Origin of the sequence: Bordetella avium, assembly GCF_034424645.1 — a bacterium.
Lineage (GTDB): Bacteria > Pseudomonadota > Gammaproteobacteria > Burkholderiales > Burkholderiaceae_B > Bordetella > Bordetella avium.
Genome location: NZ_CP139969.1, coordinates 647,296 through 665,915, shown reverse-complemented (window position 1 = coordinate 665,915; position 18,620 = coordinate 647,296). Strand labels below are relative to the sequence as shown.

The following is an 18,620-nucleotide window of genomic DNA, read 5'->3' as shown; positions in this document are numbered from 1 at the left end:
AGATCCGCAATGCCCGCGAACACAACCTGAAGAACGTCAGCGTGGAAATCCCTCGCGATACCTTCACGGTGATCACTGGCGTGTCAGGCTCGGGGAAATCCACCCTGGCCTTCGATATCCTGTTCAACGAAGGCCAGCGCCGCTACCTGGAATCGCTCAATGCCTATGCCCGCGCCATCGTGCAGCCGGCGGGCAAGCCGGACGTGGACGCCATTTTCGGTATTCCGCCCACAGTGGCCATCGAGCAGCGCACCAGCCGGGGCGGGCGCAAATCCACCGTCGCCACCATGACGGAAATTCATCACTTCCTGCGCCTGCTCTACGTCAAGCTGGGTACGCAATATTGCCCCGACTGTCAGGTGCCGGTCGAGCCGCAAAACACCGATCAAATCGTCGCGCGCCTGATGCGTGAGCACCGCGGGCGTCATCTGGGTCTGTTGGCGCCGCTGGTGACCGCACGCAAAGGGTATTACACCGATCTGGCGAAATGGGCCGGCGGCAAGGGCTATACGCATTTGCGGGTGGATGGCGAGTTCATACCCGTCAGCCCCTGGCCGCGCCTGGACCGCTATAAAGAACACACGATTGAATTGCCGGTGGCCGATCTGGTGATCGACCCGGCCAATGAGGCTGAACTGCGCAATGCCGTCAAGAGCGCGCTAGAGCATGGCCAGGGTGCGATGAGCATTCTGTGGGATCTGACGCCGGGCGCCGAAGGCGACACACCCATGCGCCGCGAGGCCGGTCTGAACCATCGGCCGCAACAGCAGCATTTCTCGGTCAAACGGGCCTGCCCCTCTTGCGGCATCAGCTTCCCCGAACCCGATCCGCGCCTGTTCTCCTATAACTCCAAACATGGTTGGTGCACGGGCTGCTTCGGCACCGGTGTGCAATTGCAGGGCTTTGACGCAGAACAAAGCGGCGAGGAAAGCGCCTGGAATGCGGCCTATGAAGGTGAAACCCATGTTTGCAGCATCTGTGACGGCCAGCGCCTGAACCGCGTGGCGCTGGCGGTGCGCTGGCGCGAACGATCCATTGCCAACCTTGCTTCCATGCCGGTTGCGCAGGCCCACAGTTTCTTCACGGGGCTGGTCATGCGCGGGCGCGAAGCAGAAATCGCGCGCGACATCCTGGCCGAAATCCGCGGCCGCCTGGACTTCATGCAAGAGGTCGGCCTGAACTATCTGGCGCTAGACCGCGCCGCCCCCACCTTATCGGGCGGCGAGGCGCAGCGTATCCGCCTGGCGGCCCAACTGGGTTCGAACCTGCAAGGCGTGTGCTATGTGCTGGACGAGCCGACCATCGGCCTGCACCCGCGTGACAACCGCATTCTGCTCGATGCGTTGGCGCGGCTAGAAGGCAATGGCAACACCCTGGTCGTCGTCGAACACGACGAAGACACGATACGCCGCGCCTCGCACATCATCGATATCGGACCCGGCGCCGGCATCCGGGGCGGTCGCGTCGTCGCCCAAGGGAATGCCCAGGCCCTGATCGATGCGCCCGAATCCCTGACCGGCCGCTATCTGGCCCAGCCCCTGGCGCATCCCTTGCAGGGGCGCCGTCCGATCGATCCCGACACGCCCATGCTGCACATCAAGGCTGCGCATCTGCACAATCTGGGCAACGTCAATGCCAGCATCCCGGTGGGCCGCCTGACGGTAGTCACCGGGGTGTCGGGTTCGGGCAAGTCCACGCTGGCGCGCGAGGTGCTGCTGGATAACCTAAGCCGTGTCGTATCGGCCCACAAGGCTGAGCAATGGGTGGGCTGCGCCCGCATCGAGGGCTGGGAAGCCATCGACCGCGTGCTGGAGGTAGATCAGACCCCCATCGGCAAAACCCCGCGCTCCTGCCCCGCCACCTATGTGGGTTTCTGGGACGATGTGCGCAAACAGTTTGCCGATACCCGCGAGGCCCGCATGCGCGGCTGGGGCGCCGCTCGCTTCTCCTTCAATACCGGCGACGGCCGCTGCCCGATCTGCGAAGGCCAGGGGATGCGCACCATCGAAATGAGCTTCCTGCCGGATGTCAAAGTGCCTTGCGACGCCTGCAATGGCGCGCGCTTCAATGCCGATACGCTCAGCGTGCAAATGCGCGACAAGAACGCGGGCGAGGTGTTGTCGCTGGAGGTCGATGATGCGCTGTCCTATTTTGCCGCCCACCCCAAGATCCACCGCCCCCTGCAACTGATGCAGGACGTGGGCCTGGGCTATCTGACGCTGGGCCAGCCCTCGCCCACGCTGTCAGGCGGCGAAGCGCAGCGTATCAAGCTCGTGACTGAACTGGCCAAGGCTCGTCTGACAGATGGGGTCATCAAGACCGGGCGCGCCTCGCGCATCCCGCACACGCTCTACGTGCTGGACGAACCCACGGTGGGTCTGTCGATGGCCGACGTCGAAAAGCTCATCCATGTGCTGCATCGTCTGGTAGAAGCCGGCAACACCGTTGTCGTGATCGAGCATAATCTCGATGTGATCGCCGAAGCCGATTGGCTGCTAGACCTCGGTCCGGAAGGCGGTACAGGCGGCGGCCAATTGGTGGCCGAGGGCTCTCCGGAACATGTCATGAGCCTGCGCGACCGCTCTCATACGGGGCGGGTGCTTGCCGAGTTCCTCCAACAATAGCGAACATGGATTGCTGGTTTGAAGACCGTCTGGCCGGACGGTCGCGCCGCCTGTCAGGACAACTCGCGCGCATCCAGGCGAGGCAGCCGCAAGATCTGCCCCAGGCCTGGGCGGCCATCGAAGCCGCTCGCCGCGCTGGCCACTGGGTCGCCCTGCTGCTGGACTACGAGCTAGGCGAATGGCTGCTGCCCGAAGCCCTGGGCGCCCCCCCCGACGGCATCAACCCGGCGCCGCGCACCGACCTCCCACCGCGCCTGACCGCACTCGTCTTTGAACACTGCGATCTGGGCGCCCCCTGGCCTGCCGGGCCGCAGGACGCCCGCGCCCGCGTGGTCAGCGTCACCCCCCGCCAGACCCAGACGGACTATGCCGACCGCATCGAACGCATCCGCGCCGGTATCGCTGCCGGTGAGTTCTATCAGGTCAATTACACCCAACCACTCGATGTGCGGATCGAAGGCGATCCTGCGGCGCTCTATCGCGCCATCGCCCAGCGCCATCCGGTAGCGCATGGCGCGTTTATACGCGACGGCCAACGCACGATTCTGTCTTTCTCGCCGGAGCTGTTTGTCGCCCGCCAGGGCGAGCGCCTCATCACCCGGCCGATGAAGGGCACGGCGCCGCGCGCCACAGACCCGCAGGAAGACGAGCGCCTGGGTCGCGAGCTGCTGAGCAGCGCCAAGAACCGCGCCGAAAACCTCATGATCGTGGACCTGCTGCGCAACGACCTGGGCCGCCTGGCGCTGACGGGCACAGTCAAGGTCGACGCCCTGTTTTCTCTGGAGCGCTACCCTTCGGTCTGGACCATGACCTCGACCGTCAGCGCACAGGCGCCCAAGGCCAGCCTGCCCGAAGTCATGCAGGCCCTATTCCCCTGCGGTTCAATTACCGGCGCACCCAAAATCGCCGCCATGCGGCGCATCAGGCAGCTTGAGATCGCACCGCGCGGACTGTACTGCGGTAGCATCGGCTGGCTTGCGCCCGACGGCGACTTCTCCCTCAACGTGGCCATTCGCACGTTGGTGCTGAACGAATATGGGCAAGGCATCTACAACACCGGCGGCGGGATTGTCCATGACTCCGATCCCGCGCTAGAGTGGCAGGAATGCCAATGGAAGGCCCGTATTCTGGGCCAGCCCTCCTCCACCTAGGATCGTCATGGCCCCCGAGCTGATCGAAACCATACTCGTCACCGCCCAACGCGAAACGCCTTTGCTAGGCCGGCATCTGACCCGGCTGGCGGCCTCGGCGCTGGCGCTGGGCTACCGCTGCGACGAAGCAGCCATCGAAACCACGATCATGTCCACCGTGCAAGCCTTGCCCGGCATGCAGCCGCAGCGCTTGCGACTGCTGCTGGACCGCAGTGGCCAATGCAGCATCCAGACGGCAGTCCTGCCGCCGCTGCCTATGGTGCAGGAAATTCTGCTGGCGCCAGAAACACTGAATTCCAAGGAGCCGCTGCTGCGCTACAAATCCACTTACCGCCCGTGGTATGCCAAGGCCAGCGACTGGCTGCCCGGTCACCCGCAGATTTTCGACATGATTTTTCTCAACGAGAAGGGTCAGCTCTGCGAAGGCAGCCGCAGCAATATCTATCTGCAATTGGATGGCCAGTGGTACACCCCGCCCGTGGAGTGCGGCCTGCTGGCCGGCGTGCAGCGCGCCGCCCTGCTGGAAGCGGGCGAGGTCCGCGAGCAAGTGCTCGAAGTCAGGGATTTGCGAGATGCCCAGGCCATCCGCCTGTCAAACGCGCTGCGCGGCTGGATCGACGTCACGCTGCACGATTACTGAACCCCGCTCAAGGCGTGGCCAGAATCGCCTGCACCGCCTCATTGGCCGCCGCCATACCCATGGCGGCAGTCACCATCACCACCGAGCCATAACCGGCACAAGACAGGCCCTGCGGCGCAGCGCCGTCTTTCCAGGCTGCCGGCAAGATGGCCGGCTGATCAAACCACAAGGCGCGCACCCCCATGCGCGGCACCCGCTTGAGCGCCCTGCCATGCGCGTCGCTGGCGCGAGGATAGCCGTGTTCGCGGCGCAGCTTGTTGCGCAGCTTAGACAGCAGCGCATCATTCACGGCCTGCGACAAATCCCCGGCACGCAGGCAAAGCGGGTCCGTCTTGCCGCCCGCGCCGCCGCACAACAGCATGGGCAGGCTGCGGCTGCGGGCGTGCAGAATCATGGCGATCTTGGCGGCAGCCTGATCGGTGCAGTCGATCAGCATGGCGTAATCGCCCGCCAACACGCTGGTCAGGTTATCCGGCTCAACAAAGTCTTCGATACATGTCAGACGGCAATCTGGGTTGATACCGGCGATGCGCTCGGCCATGGCGGCCACCTTGGCCTGCCCCAGTGTGGACGTCAGCGCATGAATCTGCCGATTGACGTTGGACTCGGCGATGTTGTCCAGATCGATGAGCGTCAGCGCGCCCACACCGCAACGCGCCAGCGCCTCCGCCGTCCAGGAACCCACACCGCCCAATCCGGCTACCGCCACATGCGCAGCGCGCAACCGCGCCGGCGCATCGGGACCATAAAGCCGGGACAAACCGCCGAAACGGCGTTCGGTATCGATAGAGCAGGAAGCGGGCAGATTCATAGGCATTATTGTCCCACGGCGGCATCCCCGCCCAAGGCCTGATACACATCGACCTGGTTGCGCAACTGCTGCAAGCGATTGTCATCAACGGCGATCTCGGCATTACGGCGCTTTTCCTGAGCATCCAGCCAAACGCGCAGCGCCACGGCTCCGGCGCGGTAGCGGACTTCGTAAAGCCGTTCGGCATCGCGCGATGCCTCGAGGGCGGCCTCCAGCAAACGAGCGCGGCGAGCCAGTTGCGCACGCGCTGACAGCGTGTTTTCGACATCGGCCATGGCCTGATATAGCGCCTGACGGAACTGCGCCACCAGGATTTCGTAATCCGCTTCGGCGATGCGAAGGTTCAGCCGCATCTGATTCCAGTTGAGAAAGGGCAGGCTCAACCCCGACCCCAGCGCGGCCACCGGATTGGCAAGGAGATTCCCCAGGGAATTGCTGGCCGAACCCAAGGCGCCCGTCAGGCTGAGGGAGGGATAATAGCTGGCGCGGGTCGCATCACTCGTCGCCACCGCTGCGCGAAGACGGGCCTCGGCAGCGCGCAGATCGGGGCGCCGCCCCAACAAACCGGCGGGCAAGCCCGCATCGACGCCGGGTAACATCCCCTGCGGCAGGCGCTGCGGATCGGCGGCGACACGGTCGGGCGGCCCATCGAACAGAATGGTCAGCCCATTGACCGCCTCGACCTTCTGCTGCTGCAGTTCGGTGTAGGCGGCCTCCTGGCTGGCCAGATTTTCTTTCGCCTCGGCGATTTCCAGACCGGAAGCGCCTCCTGCCTCGTATTGCGTCTGCACCAGCTCCAGCGTACGCCGTGCATAGGCGATACTCTCGCGGCTGCTGGCCATCCGCTGATTAAGAAAAGCGGTTTGCCAATACAGCTTGGCCGTCGTACCGATCAGGCTCAGAGCAGCGCTCTGCCTATCCTGTTCGGTGGCGGCGGCCTGCCAATCGGCCGCATCGCGGGCGCTCGACAAGCGCCCCCAGAGATCCAGTTCCCAACTCGCCGCCAGCTCGACGTTGGTGCTACGGGTGGTGGCGCGCTCGCCATTGAGGGCACGGTTGCGGTTAAACGAGCCGGTCCCACTCAGCGTCGGATGCAGGTCAGCCTGCGCGAGGCCGGCCTGTAACTGTGCGCGCCGCACCTTGAGCGCCGCCACCGCCAGATCATTGTTGCGAGCCAAAGCGGCCTCGACCAGGGTGTCCAGCACCGGGTCCTGGAAATTGCGCCACCACATGCCGCCAGAAGCCGCTGTTGCTTGCGGCGCGTATTGCCATTCGGCAGGCGGATGGTAAGGCGTGCGCATCAGGCCGCAAGCCGCCAAGAGCAGGGGCGCGCCGAGCATAAGGATAGACTTCATTCTCGTGCCAGCGATTCAACGGGGTCCAGGCGCGCCGCGCTGCGTGCCGGGAGAAAACCAAAGGCCACGCCGATCAGCGTGGAGCAGACAAAAGCCAACACCATAGAACCACTGGAATACAGCATCTGGAAGGCGCCTCGCGTCGCCTGAGACACCAGGACGCCGATAGACAGCGACAGCAGGATTCCCAGCACCCCGCCGATCAGGCAGACCGCACCGCCTCGATCAGAAACTGCTGCATGATATCGCTGCGGCGTGCGCCCACCGCCATACGCACCCCGATCTCGCGGGTACGCTCGGTCACGGACACCAGCATGATGTTCATCACGCCAACCCCCCCCCCACCACCAACGAAATCACGGCAATCATGGACACCAGCAGCGTCAAAGTGGCCGTCGTGCGCTCGACCGTCTGGCGAATGGTGTCGGTGTTGAACACAAAGAAATCCTGGGCGCCGTGCCGTTGCAGCATCAGCTTGGTAATGGCGGCTTCGGCCGCCTTGAGCGGCGTGTTGTCATTGACACGCACTGTGATGCTGCGCAAATGCTGCTGGCCGAGAATACGGCTGAGCGCCGTGGTGTAGGGTATCCAGACATGCAGCGCATCGGCGTTGCCGAACAGCGTTTCCTGCGGCCGGGTAACACCGATCACACGGGCAGGTACTGCACCGATGAAAATCACCTGCCCGATGGGATCGGTATGGTTACCGAACAGCGCCTTGCGCGTGTTGTTGTCGATCACCACGTCCTGGCCGCGCCGCGCGACGGCAGCCGCATCAAAGAACTGGCCTTGCGCGATGCGCACACCGCGCACCCGCGGGTATTGTTCGCCAACGCCTTGCACCGTTCCATTGACCGACACATTGCGGTAGCGCAGCGTGGCCGATGTCGTCACCTCAGACGACACGCTATCGGCATAGGGCTGCCGCGCCAGCGCCTCGACGTCAGCGGCCACCAGCGTGCGTATCGAGGCGGCCTTCTCGTCGCCGAAGTGCTTGCCTGGCAGCACATCGACCGTATTGGTTCCCATGGCGCTGATGTCGTCGAGAATCATCTGCCGCGAACCAGCTCCTAGCGCCACGACTGACACCACGGCGGCGATGCCGATGATAATACCCAGCATGGTCAGGCAGGTGCGCAAACGATGCGCGTTCATGGCCAGCAAAGCCATGCGCAATGCTTCGCTCCCCCGATCCAGCCAGGCGCGCAGCGGCTGCGGCGCGGGCTTGGGAGCTTCCGGCCCCTCATCGCCGGCCAGGGCGTCAAGCGGCGGCGCATCGGGACGGGCCTGATCCGAGACGATGCGGCCATCGCTGATCTCGATGATGCGCCGCGCGTGGCGCGCCACACTCATGTCGTGGGTCACGAGCACAATCGTATGCCCGGCCGCGTTCAGCTCCTTGAGAATGCGCAACACTTCCTGGCCGGTCTGGGTATCCAGGGCGCCGGTTGGCTCATCGGCCAGAATGATGCGCCCGCCGTTCATGAGAGCACGCGCAATGCTCACACGCTGCTGCTGACCGCCCGACAACTGCCCAGGGCGATAGTCCAGCCGCTCGCTCAGGCCCAGACGCCGCAAGAGCGCGGCGGCCCGCTCATGGCGCGGCCCGCTCGCCATCCCGGCATACACCGCGGGCATCTCGACGTTGGCCTGCGCGCTCAAATCCGCAAGCAGGTGATAGCGCTGGAAAATGAAGCCGAAATGCTCGCGCCGCAGCTCGGCCAACTCGTCAGGGTCCATCCGGGCGGTCTCACGGCCATCGACGCGGTAGACCCCTCTGGAAGGCCGATCCAGGCAGCCCAGATATTCATCAAGGTGGATTTGCCCGAGCCGGAGGCGCCCACGATGGCGACCATCTCGCCCGCCTGGATGCTCAGGTTAACCTCGCGCAACACGGCGACCACCTGATCGCCCGCCGCGAACTCGCGCCAGACGTCCCGCAGTTCGATCAGCGGCTCGCTCACCTGCCCGCCACTTCGGCAGAAACCACCTGCTCGCCTTCTTGGAGACCGTCCAACACTTCGGCCATCACGTTGTTGTTCATACCGATGCGCACCTGCCGCTCTTCAGTTTTACCCTCTGGCCCCAACACCACACGCACGGTGTAACGGCCATCATCGCCGCGCTTACCCAGCGCGGAAGACGGTATCTGCAAAACCTGGCTGGCCTCGCCCAGCACCAGAAAAACCTGGGCGGTCATGGCGATGCGCAACACCTCATCGGGGTTGGGCACATCGAACAGTCCGTTGTAATACACCGCCGCCGAAGTCGAACCTGACGTGCTGCTCCCCGTCAGGGCGGCCGTGCTCTCATCACGCTGGATGGAATCCGGCGCCGGCTCAATGGCGCGCAACACACCGTAATAACGCTTGTCCGGCTCGCCAAGAATGGTGAAATACACCTTCTGACCCGGACGTACACGCGTCACGTCGGCCTCGGAAATCTGCGCCTTGACGGTCATCGTGCCAACCTGAGCGACCTTGATGATGGTGGGCGCGCTCTGGATGGAATTGACCGTCTGGCCTTCTTTGGTCACCACGGCGACTACCTTGCCGTCCATCGGCGAGACAATGCGTGTATAGCCCAGATTGACACGTGCTTTATCGACCTCGATCTCGGCCTGCGCGATCTGCGCCTGCAAGGCCACAATATCCGAGCGAGTCACGTTCAACGTCGCCTCGGCATTCTCAAACGACTCCCGCGAGCTGGCATCAGCCGCCAACATCTTGCGCTGTCTCGCAAAGGCAAGCTCAGCCTGTTTGAGCGTGGCCTGCTTGGCGCGTAACTCGGCGCGGCGCGCATCCAGCACCGCCTGCGCATTGCGCAGATCATTTTGCTGCGTCATGTCGTCGATCTCGCCGATCAACTCTCCCTGCTTGACCTCATCGCCCAGCTTGACCTTCAATGACTTCAACTGACCCGAAACCTGAGCGCCGACACTGACCTGCCGCACGGCTTCCAGCGTGCCGCTGGCCAATACGCTGTCCTCCATGTCGGCACGCTTGACGACCGCTGTCGCGTAAGCGGGTGCAGGCAAGCTGGGGAAAAACAGCCATTTGATCAACAAGGCGGCAATCAACAGACCGAGGGCGATCCAGACATAAGGCTTGATGCGGCCGACTTTTGCTTTCATCGACATCCTTGGGACCAGACTCCTGAAAATAAGAAGAATTTTTATCTTCGAGCAGCCCGCATTCTACGTTCCGGGCCGGCAAACAGGAAACCAGGCGCCGCCCGCTGGCATCTTATCCCAGGCGAAATGACAGCCACACTTTCGGCAAACGTCCCTCAAGCCGTGGGGGGACCCGCCTCGTCAAGCGCGTGGCAATGCGCCCGCAGATGGTCGACAAAATCCTGATAGAGCGCCGGCAGCGGATCTCGGCTGCGCGTCAGGATGCCGATAGGTACGCGCAAGGGAGGGTCCAGCGGACGCGCCATCATGCCAGGCCGCAACATGGCGCGTGCCGTGATGGCGTCCACAATGGCCTGGCCGCAGCCCGCTTCGGCCAGGGCGCAAGCCACATAGTGCGTCTGCACCTGAATGGCTACCGAGGGCGCCAAGCCCTGCGCATCCAGGGCCGCCTGCAACAGGGTGCCAGAGGCGTCACGCGCATCGAGCACGATCAGAGTATCCTGGGCCAGATCGGCCAGGCGTGCCGGGCCTTCGCCCGCCTGACGGCTCAGGTGCACCAGCGAGGTATAACCCAGTTCGCTGCGCGACAGACCGGGATGTTCCGTGGTGTCAAAGGTAACGGCCAGATCCAGCTCACGGGTCAGCAGTCCCTGCACCAGCTCGGCGCTGTGATAGGTATGGATGTTGAAGGTCAGGCCAGGATGCGCGTCCCGGCAGGCGCGCACGGCCGCAGGCAGCAGACCCAGACCCAGCGCGGGCGCGCAACCCAAACGCAAATGGCCATTCGGGCTCTCACGCAACGAGGCGGCCAAACGGCGCACGCTGTTCAGGTCCTGATTCAGCCGCGCGATCTCCGGCGTGAGGATATCGGCCTCACGCGTGGCAATCAGCCTGCCCTTTACCCGCTCAAATAGCTTGAAACCCAGTTGCGCCTCGGCATGGGCCAGCAGCTTGCTGGCCGCGGGCTGCGAAATATGCAGCGCGGCCGCCGCCTCGGTCAGAGATCCGGTGCGACGAATGGCTTCGAATATTTCGATGTGACGCAGGCGCATGGTGGTACAAGGTAAAAAACACTGATTTTACGGTGGGCACAAAGCAGCAACCTTAATATGACGCCCTTGTGTTTTTAGGGAAACAAACGGGGGAGCCGCGATGCCACGATATTTTGCCAATAAGTCTGCTTGCCTGCTGTTGGGCCTGACCCTAGCCTTTGCCAACCCCTCATGGGCTGCGGACATCAATCCCGAAGCCAGCAGCGGCCTCCAAACCAAGCAGTTGGTCAAGGCGAAGCGCTACATGATCGCCACCGCCAATCCGCTAGCCAGCCAGGCAGGCGAGGCCATACTGGCGCGGGGCGGCAGCGCCGTCGATGCCGTCATTGCCGCTCAATGGGTGCTCAACCTGACCGAACCCCAATCGTCCGGCATCGGCGGCGGCGCCTTCATGCTGCATTACGACCAGGCCTCGCACGAGTTGGTCACCTATGACAGCCGTGAAACCGCACCCGCCGCAGCGCGCGCCGACCGCTTTTTGCGTGATGGTAAGCCCATCCCTTTCAGCGAGGCGGTCAACAACGGGCGCGCCGTCGCCACACCGGGCCTGCTGCGCGGCCTGTTCATGGCCCATGCCGACCACGGGCGGCTGCCCTGGGCCGACCTGTTCACCCCGGCCATCGAGCTGGCTGAAGAAAGTTTCGCAGTATCGCCGCGCCTGCATACCCTGATCGCTAGCGAGCGCGAACAACTCGCCGCCCAGCCCGCGGCAGCCCGCTACTTTCTCGACCCCAAGGGCCAACCCTGGCCCGTGGGTCACCGGCTGCGCAATCCTGAGTTCGCACAACTGTTGCGCCGCATTGCAGCCGAAGGCCCCGACGCCTTCTATCAAGGCCAGGTGGCGCACGACATTGTCGCTGCGGTACGCGACCACGCGCAGCCCGGCGACCTCAGCGAAGCCGATCTCGCCAACTACCGCGCCTTGCGGCGCGAGCCCATTTGCGGCCGCTATCGTGGCTACCGCCTTTGCGGTGCTCCCCCGCCCAGCAGCGGCCCACTGGCGGTATTGCAGATATTGGGGCAGTTGCAGCCCTTTACGCTGCATGGGGCAGAGTCCCTGGAAACGGTGCATCTTTTTGCTGAAAGCGGCAAACTGGCCTTTGCCGACCGCGACTTCTACGTTGCCGATCCGCAATTCGTGAACGTGCCTGTTACCGCCCTGCTGCGGCCCGACTATCTGCGCGAACGCTCGGCGCTCATTCAGCCCGAGCACGCCATGAAACTCGCCCTGCCTGGCGATCCGGCCAAATTGCTGGCGCAGCGCGCCGCCGACGACGCCTTCGAGGTGCCCTCGACCAGCCATCTGGTCGCCGTCGATAATGAAGGCAACGTTGTGTCCATGACCACAACCATCGAGTCAGCTTTCGGCAGCAAGATCTTCGTTCATGGCTTTCTGCTCAATAACGAAATGACGGACTTCTCATCCTCATGGCGCGACACCGACGGCCGCCTGGTGGCCAACCGTATCGAGCCAGGCAAAAGGCCGCGCAGCTCAATGTCGCCCATGATTGTGTTCAACTCGGGCAAGCCCTGGCTGGCCTTGGGATCACCGGGTGGCAGCGCCATCATCAACTATGTCGCCAAAACCCTGGTCGGCGTAATCGATGGCGGCCTGGATATCCAGGCCGCCATCGACCTGCCCAACATGGGCAGCCGCAACAAGGGCACCGAGCTTGAAAAAGGCACCGCCTTGCAAACCCTTGCGCCAGGTCTGCGAGCCATGGGCCATGACATCAAATTCGTCGATTTCCCAAGTGGCGTGCAGGGTATCGCCATCACGCCCGAAGGCCTCGAAGGCGGGGCCGATCCACGCCGCGAAGGCGTGGTGCTGGGCCGTTGATCTAGCGCCGCATCAAAACTGCGCTTGCAGCGTGAGAAACACGCCGGCATTGTCCTGACGGCCAGCATTGGTGGACAAGACTTTCGGGAAATACATCTGAAAGCTGTTCTGCCCCATCGAGAGGTTCAAACCGATGCTGGCCGACGAGACATACAAGCTGTCCGAACGGGCATAGTCCAGGCCCACAAAAGGCGAAATCACACCGACGCCAACCCAGCCACGATGCAATCCAGAGTACAAATTGTCATATGACAAGGTACTCGATATATTGAAACCCCGCTCACCTGCCATGGTCGAAAACGAAAATGGCACACGTGTCCGCGTCGAGGCATTGGGATAGAACAACTCAGACGAAGGCAGGTCATTGCTGCCGATGCGGCTCTGGGCATTGCCGCTTATCCGGTATCTAAAATTCGGGGCGAGACTCTCGCTTACTCGGTCACCGTATTCGAGATGCGCACGCGCAATGCTGAAAGGGTCGCCTCTGCTAAGCGACCGCAACACCGACACCGATGCGTTAGCAACGCGGACACCAGATCGGTATTGCGCTTGCAGGAAGGCTTCGGCGGCCCTATAGCTATAAGTCTGCGCCAGAATAGGCGTGGAGTTGATGTCGAAATTCGAGTTATTTCTGTACAAGCGAACACCGCTTGTACCCAGCGCATCCGCGATGGGCCACAAAAAATTATATTTCAAAGATAGACCATAATTTTCCGTCCGCCGCTGGGCGGCTAATGACGAATTGGCCAGACTTAGGGAGTTCTTGTCTGTGGAGTGCGCGTAGTCCAGCCCGAATGAAAATCTACCGATAGGCACACTGAAAAACCCACTGAACGACTCGAATTTTCGTGCATCTACAGACGCCATGTTGCCGGTGTACGACAAGCCAAGTGTCTCGTTCAAATTGATGAGGTCACTGGCCAGCAGGCTCGCCGTACCGGTGTAGCCATACAGATCTTTCTTAGAATAGTTATTGATATTCAGATAGGTAGTTAATTTTGAACGGCGCTGCTCTTTAAAAGACACATAAACTACGCCATCAACATTTGCCACATCTACCGTATAGGAAGACTCGCCCTTCTGGTTCAATTGATACAGAGCCAGCTTCAGGCGATCATAGCTAAGAAAATCTCCCGGCCTGATATTGATGATATTTTTCAGTTGTAGGCCGTGATCAAGAAATTTCACCTCCAACGGCTGCAAAACGATCAAGGGCCTACCCCCATCCCTGTCAGGCGCTACAACAATCTTGAAGAATACGTAGCCCCGGTCAATGATGCGCTGAGCAATAGATTTGATTAGTAGATCCGGCGGCATATCGCTGTTACGCGCAATAAACCGCACCCCCAGCATCTCCTGGCTTTTTTCATCAAAAAGAGGGGGCTTCCAAACTCCCTGGTACTGATTGTCCACGCTGTAAAGCAGCGCCGGATCGATGTCCTGTATTGTTCCCAGACGCTTTCCCTCGAAAACAGACTGAGCCAACTCTCTCGCCTGCTGTGTACGTTCGATGCTGCGCTCCACCGACTCATTGATCACACGGCCGATGTCGCCGACACCGCCCTCAGCAAAGCCGGGCAAGGAAACGACCGAACCGATAAAACTCAAAAAAAGTCGAGATTTCTTATTAAACATTTTCTTCCTTAATGGAATGTAAATCACCAAGAACAAATATCGCTAATGAGCCAGCATGAAGTGCTCTGGCATATGGCTAACTTGCCACCAAGCAGGAAAAATAATCCGCTATCTAAGCACTGGGAGCAGACTGGTTTTCTTGGTGTTTACATACAACCGGACATCACATCGAGATTGAGTCAGTTCGGTGTTTTCCATTAAAGAGGTCTCATCGAAGCCCTGCGTACTTCCAAAACAAGAGCGGGCGCGAGTATCCTGCCGAATCATTACAGGATTGATCGTATCGAACGCGGCTTCTTCATTATCTGAAATGACCGGCAATTTCTCGCTGGCCGGCAATTCGCCGGGAATCGTCGGAAACACAAAGTTCGATGCGCTGACCTTGACCTCCTGTTGAGGCGTTGTCGGAGGCACGATGGTCCCGGAGGGCTGCGGCGTAATCACGGCCGCTGGCGCTACCGGAGATACATTTCGGGTTCCGCTCAGATCCGGGTCGACGATCAAATCCGTCGGCAACACTACTACCGGTGCGGATGCCGATACGGCGGACACTGAGGGTGTAGGAGCGGATAAGGCGACTGTACGCAGCCCACCTGTTCTGGAAGTCACTGTCGTCGTATCGGTTGGCGTCAGGCCGGCATAATTGGCTACACGCCCTTCATATTGGTTATTGCCACCGGGATTGACGCAAGCGACATCGCTATAGCATTTGTATTCATCCGTGAAAAACTGAATCTGATCACGAGAGGTTGCCTCAAACGCATTGGTGTTTTTGCTGGCATAACCCGTGATGTTGGCGTTGCCTGCCACATCCAACGTGGCGGCGTAACTATTGAAGCTTGCATTGCTTGCCCGCCCTCTGGCGTCAAAATTACCGCCTACCCTGATAGGCGCATCCTGGTAGGTGCCGGGTGTGACCGTTACCGTGGTTGTCTGCACCGTCGCACCGTCACGGCCAAGTCTTCCAAATACAGGAATAAATCCTCCCGAGCCGTACCAGACCAGGGTCGCGCCTTCTGCGACATTAAATCCATCGCGGCAGGAGCCAATCCCATTGGCGGCGCAGGGGACGCCGAACCTTCCGCTGGGCGCGTAAATCGTCGAATTGCTGTTGTCGGTCTGGGTGCTGAATGTCGCCGCCGAGTCGAATTTATCGACCCGCGCGCTAAAGTCCCGGCCTACCGTAACGCTGCCCTGTCCGGCATAGTTCTTAAAGCTGACGAAGGCGGGGTCGCTGGCGCTCTGGCGTCCCAGTTGCAGATTTCGGCCCACCTGGATGGCGCCCTTGTTGTCGATGTTGCGGCCATAGAGCGCCAGATCCTGCACGGCGTCTATCTGGCCCGAATTGCTGAAGCTGCCATTCGTGCCGGCCGAGGCCGCCACGGTCAGTTCACCCAAGCCGCCCAGCACCGCTCCCGCCTGATTGACGAAGTTGGTGTATTCAAGCGTTGCATTGGTCCCGACAAGCAGGTTTTGATTCGTCCAGTTTTCGAACTGCAAGCGGCCGGAATCGACGGCAAGCTGTCCCGCATTGGTGATCGTGCCGTTGCCTTGCCCTGTCGTGGCTTTCAGCGCCATCACGCCGCTGGCCGAATTATTCAGCGTATTTATTGAGCTGACTTCGGCATTGTTCTTGGCTTGAATCGTTCCGCTATTGTCCAGGGTCTGGATTTGTTTTAGTACGAGGGCGTCGGCGCTCACGTTTCCTGATTGGGTAAGCTGGGCGATATCCGTGAACTGTCCAGATCCCATCGCCAGCTTGGACAGCGCATCGATATTCAACTGCCCCACTGCGCTGGCTTGCATGTCTGCCGCCGACACATCGGTTTGCGTTATGTTCAGCGTATCCGTCGTTCCCAGCGCCAAGGTGTCGATGCCCTGAATTCTGCTCTTGCTCAAGGCGATGAGGCCTGTGCCGTCCCGACTGCCGCGCAAAGCCACATCATTACCCGACAGTTCGACGTCGTCATAAGCCTGCTGGCGTGCCTTGACTGTCAGCGTCGGCGCATTCAACAAGGTTTTGCGGCTAGCCTCGACCGTATCGGCGGTGATGGACAGGGAGTTCGCCGTTTGAATACGGGCATTGTCCAGCGTGGTCTTGCCCGAAGTGTTGATCCGCAAATCGTTTGCGTTGAGAGCGAGATTGGTCAATTGCGCGGTGGTGCTGTCCACCGCCAGCGAGGCGGCGCGCACCTGGCCGGTCAGTGTCACGTCGTTATCGAAAGCAAAACTTGCCGTGCCGCTTTCTATCCATAGATTCCCCTGAGAGGAGAACTGCCCGCCTGCAAGCACGGCACCATTTTTTACGTTGATATTGCCCGAGTTTTCGATACTGGCAACGCTGTTGGCATTCATCGTCTGAGCGACCAGACGCCCCTGATTGAGAAAGGATGACAGGCTGCCCAGCGTCATAGCGGTGCTTGCCTCTACCTGAGCACCCGCCAAATTATTGAAGCGATTGGTATTGCTGATATCAAGTGTTCCGGTCTTGATTTTTCCGGCGTTAATAACATCCCCGCTGTTGGCGACAGACAGTGTAGTGGCGGTCATATCGCCGGCATTGCGAAATACGCCGCTAGTCCCCGCCAGGGCGAAGGTGTCGGTGCTCCAGCGGCCCGAGTTTTCCACGTCAGCGACATTCGTCAATTCGACGCCGGTGGTCTTGATGTTGCCGGTGTTGCTGAGGGTTCCCGTCACATCGGACAGGCGAAGGTTGCGCGCGACTATGCCCCCCTCGTTCTGAAATGACGCAGCCCGATCGAGCACCAGATCCTGGCTCAGGGCGATGTCTCCACTATTGCTGAATTGCCGAATATTGTTCATCTCCAGCTTGTCGGCGATCAACTGTGTGCCGCCGGTCAGCGATACATCTGCGTTAGGACGGGCGGTGACGACAAGATTGTCGGATTCGAGCGTGCCCCGATTCAGGGCGAGCGTATCGAAATCGGAGATATCAAAACCGGTATAGGCCAGACGCCCGCCATTGATCGCAATCTGATTGGCGCTGATTTCGCCTTTCGCGCCACGCGCATCGACGCTGGAGAGGGTCGCATTCTGAGCAAGCAGGCTCATATCTCCACGAACGGTAACCGAGTCCATGGAGAGGGAGTCCGTCGTAGCAACCATGCCGTTCTTCGTGTCGAAGGAGGAGGCGGCCAATTGCGTATCCAGGGCCTTGATGTCGATATCGCTGGCCACGGAAAACATACCGTAAGTCTGAAGATTGTTTGCGACGATATTCAGTTCACGCGAGTCGGTGCTGGTCTTTTTGATCGACAGATCATCCGCAGCGAAGGCCATGGTCCCATTGGCGATCCAGCGCCCCGATGTCACATCGATGGCGCCGCTCTCGGCGCTCAGGAATATATTTCCCGTGCCGGTCAAAGAAAGATTGGTGACGTCCAACTTCCGGGCATTGGTGTATATCGTGATGTCGCCATCGGCCAAAACATTCGGCACCCCCACATAGTCGCCCAGTGCCGCGTCGAAGGCCCCTCCCAGGCTGCGGGTGGTGCGATCCTCGATGCCATACACCCCGCGCACGATATTGAAGGCGACGTCTTTGCCATAAATGGGTGAAAGCAGCTTTATCTGCTCGGCAACCAGGTTGACATTGCTGTCAGGGGCGCTAAGGCCCGCCCCGGTTATGTTGATAAAGCTCTGGCCGCTGTTGGTGTCCAACTCATAGGTGCCGCTGGCATTGCGCGAGAGGGTGCCGGCGCCAAGCGTCAGATTGTTGGTGTTGATGAACCCACAGCTATTACAAATGACGCCATTTTTGCCGACCATGACCAGATCTGCCGCCTGCCCGGCGATTTCGACCAGACCGTTCAGCTTGGTTGGAGCATTGCCAATATTATCGAGAATAATAAGATTGGCGCTTGTTCCGCCGAGGGCCTCATTGCGTTTTACCCCGCCGATCAATTTTGTGTCTGTATTTTTTGTCGCGTTGTTCAAAACAACGCCCAGGGCTTCAAAGCTGGAAAACTGATTATACGAGGCCTTGTTGGCGTCGGGGCGATTAATATTGATCAGGGTTGCCGAGCCCACTGGCGCCACCCCTGCCCCGTTAATCGAAACGACTTGCCCGTAGGCCAAAGGACTTGCACATAACCATAAAAACAGAATAGAGCTGCGCGAACTCAGGCAAGAGTAGTTTGTCATGATGGCAAATCTCAGAATTTATTCGGAGGTGACGAATAAATATCTATACCAACAAAATACAGACAAAAAACCGCAAAAACAAAGACTAAGACTACCTACCCAATCGCCACCCCCACTTACTACAAATCAATTTAATAAATTGAAATTGATATCAATAATTTCTGGCTTGTACCTAAATTACGAAAGCCTGGATGACCCACGCAGCCCCTGCGACC

At 60.6% G+C, this 18,620-nt stretch carries 10 protein-coding genes and 2 pseudogenes; 4 read left to right on the top strand and 8 right to left on the bottom strand.

The features are described 5' to 3' along the window. Nucleotides 1-83 precede the first annotated feature (83 nt). Nucleotides 84-539 (bottom strand): annotated as a pseudogene (locus U0029_RS17240) (hypothetical protein); the annotation flags it as partial. Here U0029_RS17240 and U0029_RS17235 point away from each other — a divergent pair. Genes U0029_RS17235 through U0029_RS03080 form a run of 3 tightly spaced genes read left to right on the top strand, consistent with a single transcriptional unit; the run spans nt 429 to nt 4,415 of the window. Beyond that, nucleotides 429-2,624, top strand: a complete 2,196-nt coding sequence (locus U0029_RS17235) for an excinuclease ABC subunit UvrA (RefSeq protein WP_370510836.1) — start codon at nt 429-431, stop codon at nt 2,622-2,624. The pseudogene U0029_RS17240 and the gene U0029_RS17235 overlap by 111 nt on opposite strands. A gap of 5 nt (nt 2,625-2,629) precedes the next feature. Beyond that, nucleotides 2,630-3,775: an aminodeoxychorismate synthase component I gene (locus U0029_RS03085; RefSeq protein WP_012418451.1), complete on the top strand. Its 1,146-nt coding sequence runs from the start codon at nt 2,630-2,632 to the stop codon at nt 3,773-3,775. Between the two features lie 7 nt (nt 3,776-3,782). Beyond that, nucleotides 3,783-4,415, top strand: a complete 633-nt coding sequence (locus U0029_RS03080; RefSeq protein WP_114852693.1) for an aminotransferase class IV family protein — start codon at nt 3,783-3,785, stop codon at nt 4,413-4,415. Between the two features lie 7 nt (nt 4,416-4,422). Here U0029_RS03080 and U0029_RS03075 read toward each other — a convergent pair whose 3' ends face one another. From U0029_RS03075 to U0029_RS03055, 5 genes and pseudogenes are all read right to left on the bottom strand, one after another. Next, nucleotides 4,423-5,232 carry a tRNA threonylcarbamoyladenosine dehydratase gene (locus tag U0029_RS03075; protein WP_114852692.1) on the bottom strand — a complete coding sequence of 270 codons (810 nt, stop codon included), beginning with the start codon at nt 5,230-5,232 and terminating at the stop codon, nt 4,423-4,425. After that, complete coding sequence (locus U0029_RS03070) at nt 5,232-6,581, bottom strand: efflux transporter outer membrane subunit (RefSeq protein WP_114852691.1); 1,350 nt, start codon at nt 6,579-6,581, stop codon at nt 5,232-5,234. Before U0029_RS03070 ends, U0029_RS03075 begins: the two co-directional genes overlap by 1 nt. Continuing rightward, nucleotides 6,578-8,545: pseudogene (locus tag U0029_RS03065) on the bottom strand (MacB family efflux pump subunit). Before U0029_RS03065 ends, U0029_RS03070 begins: the two are co-directional and overlap by 4 nt. Continuing rightward, nucleotides 8,542-9,714: a macrolide transporter subunit MacA gene (macA, locus tag U0029_RS03060; RefSeq protein WP_114852690.1), complete on the bottom strand. Its 1,173-nt coding sequence runs from the start codon at nt 9,712-9,714 to the stop codon at nt 8,542-8,544. Before macA ends, U0029_RS03065 begins: the two are co-directional and overlap by 4 nt. 155 nt (nt 9,715-9,869) lie before the next feature. Further along, nucleotides 9,870-10,766, bottom strand: coding sequence for a LysR family transcriptional regulator (locus U0029_RS03055; RefSeq protein ID WP_114852689.1), 897 nt, complete (start codon nt 10,764-10,766; stop codon nt 9,870-9,872). A 100-nt stretch (nt 10,767-10,866) separates the two neighbouring features. On the opposite strand from U0029_RS03055, the gene ggt reads away from it, so the two are divergent. Beyond that, nucleotides 10,867-12,606: a gamma-glutamyltransferase gene (gene ggt, locus U0029_RS03050; RefSeq protein WP_114852688.1), complete on the top strand. Its 1,740-nt coding sequence runs from the start codon at nt 10,867-10,869 to the stop codon at nt 12,604-12,606. A 12-nt stretch (nt 12,607-12,618) separates the two neighbouring features. Here ggt and U0029_RS03045 read toward each other — a convergent pair whose 3' ends face one another. Both U0029_RS03045 and U0029_RS03040 read right to left on the bottom strand, forming a co-directional pair. Beyond that, nucleotides 12,619-14,268, bottom strand: coding sequence for a ShlB/FhaC/HecB family hemolysin secretion/activation protein (locus tag U0029_RS03045; protein WP_236824246.1), 1,650 nt, complete (start codon nt 14,266-14,268; stop codon nt 12,619-12,621). Nucleotides 14,269-14,349: 81 nt separating this feature from the next. Beyond that, nucleotides 14,350-18,405 carry a two-partner secretion domain-containing protein gene (locus U0029_RS03040; RefSeq protein WP_115600667.1) on the bottom strand — a complete coding sequence of 1,352 codons (4,056 nt, stop codon included), beginning with the start codon at nt 18,403-18,405 and terminating at the stop codon, nt 14,350-14,352. Between the last annotated feature and the right edge of the window lie 215 nt (nt 18,406-18,620).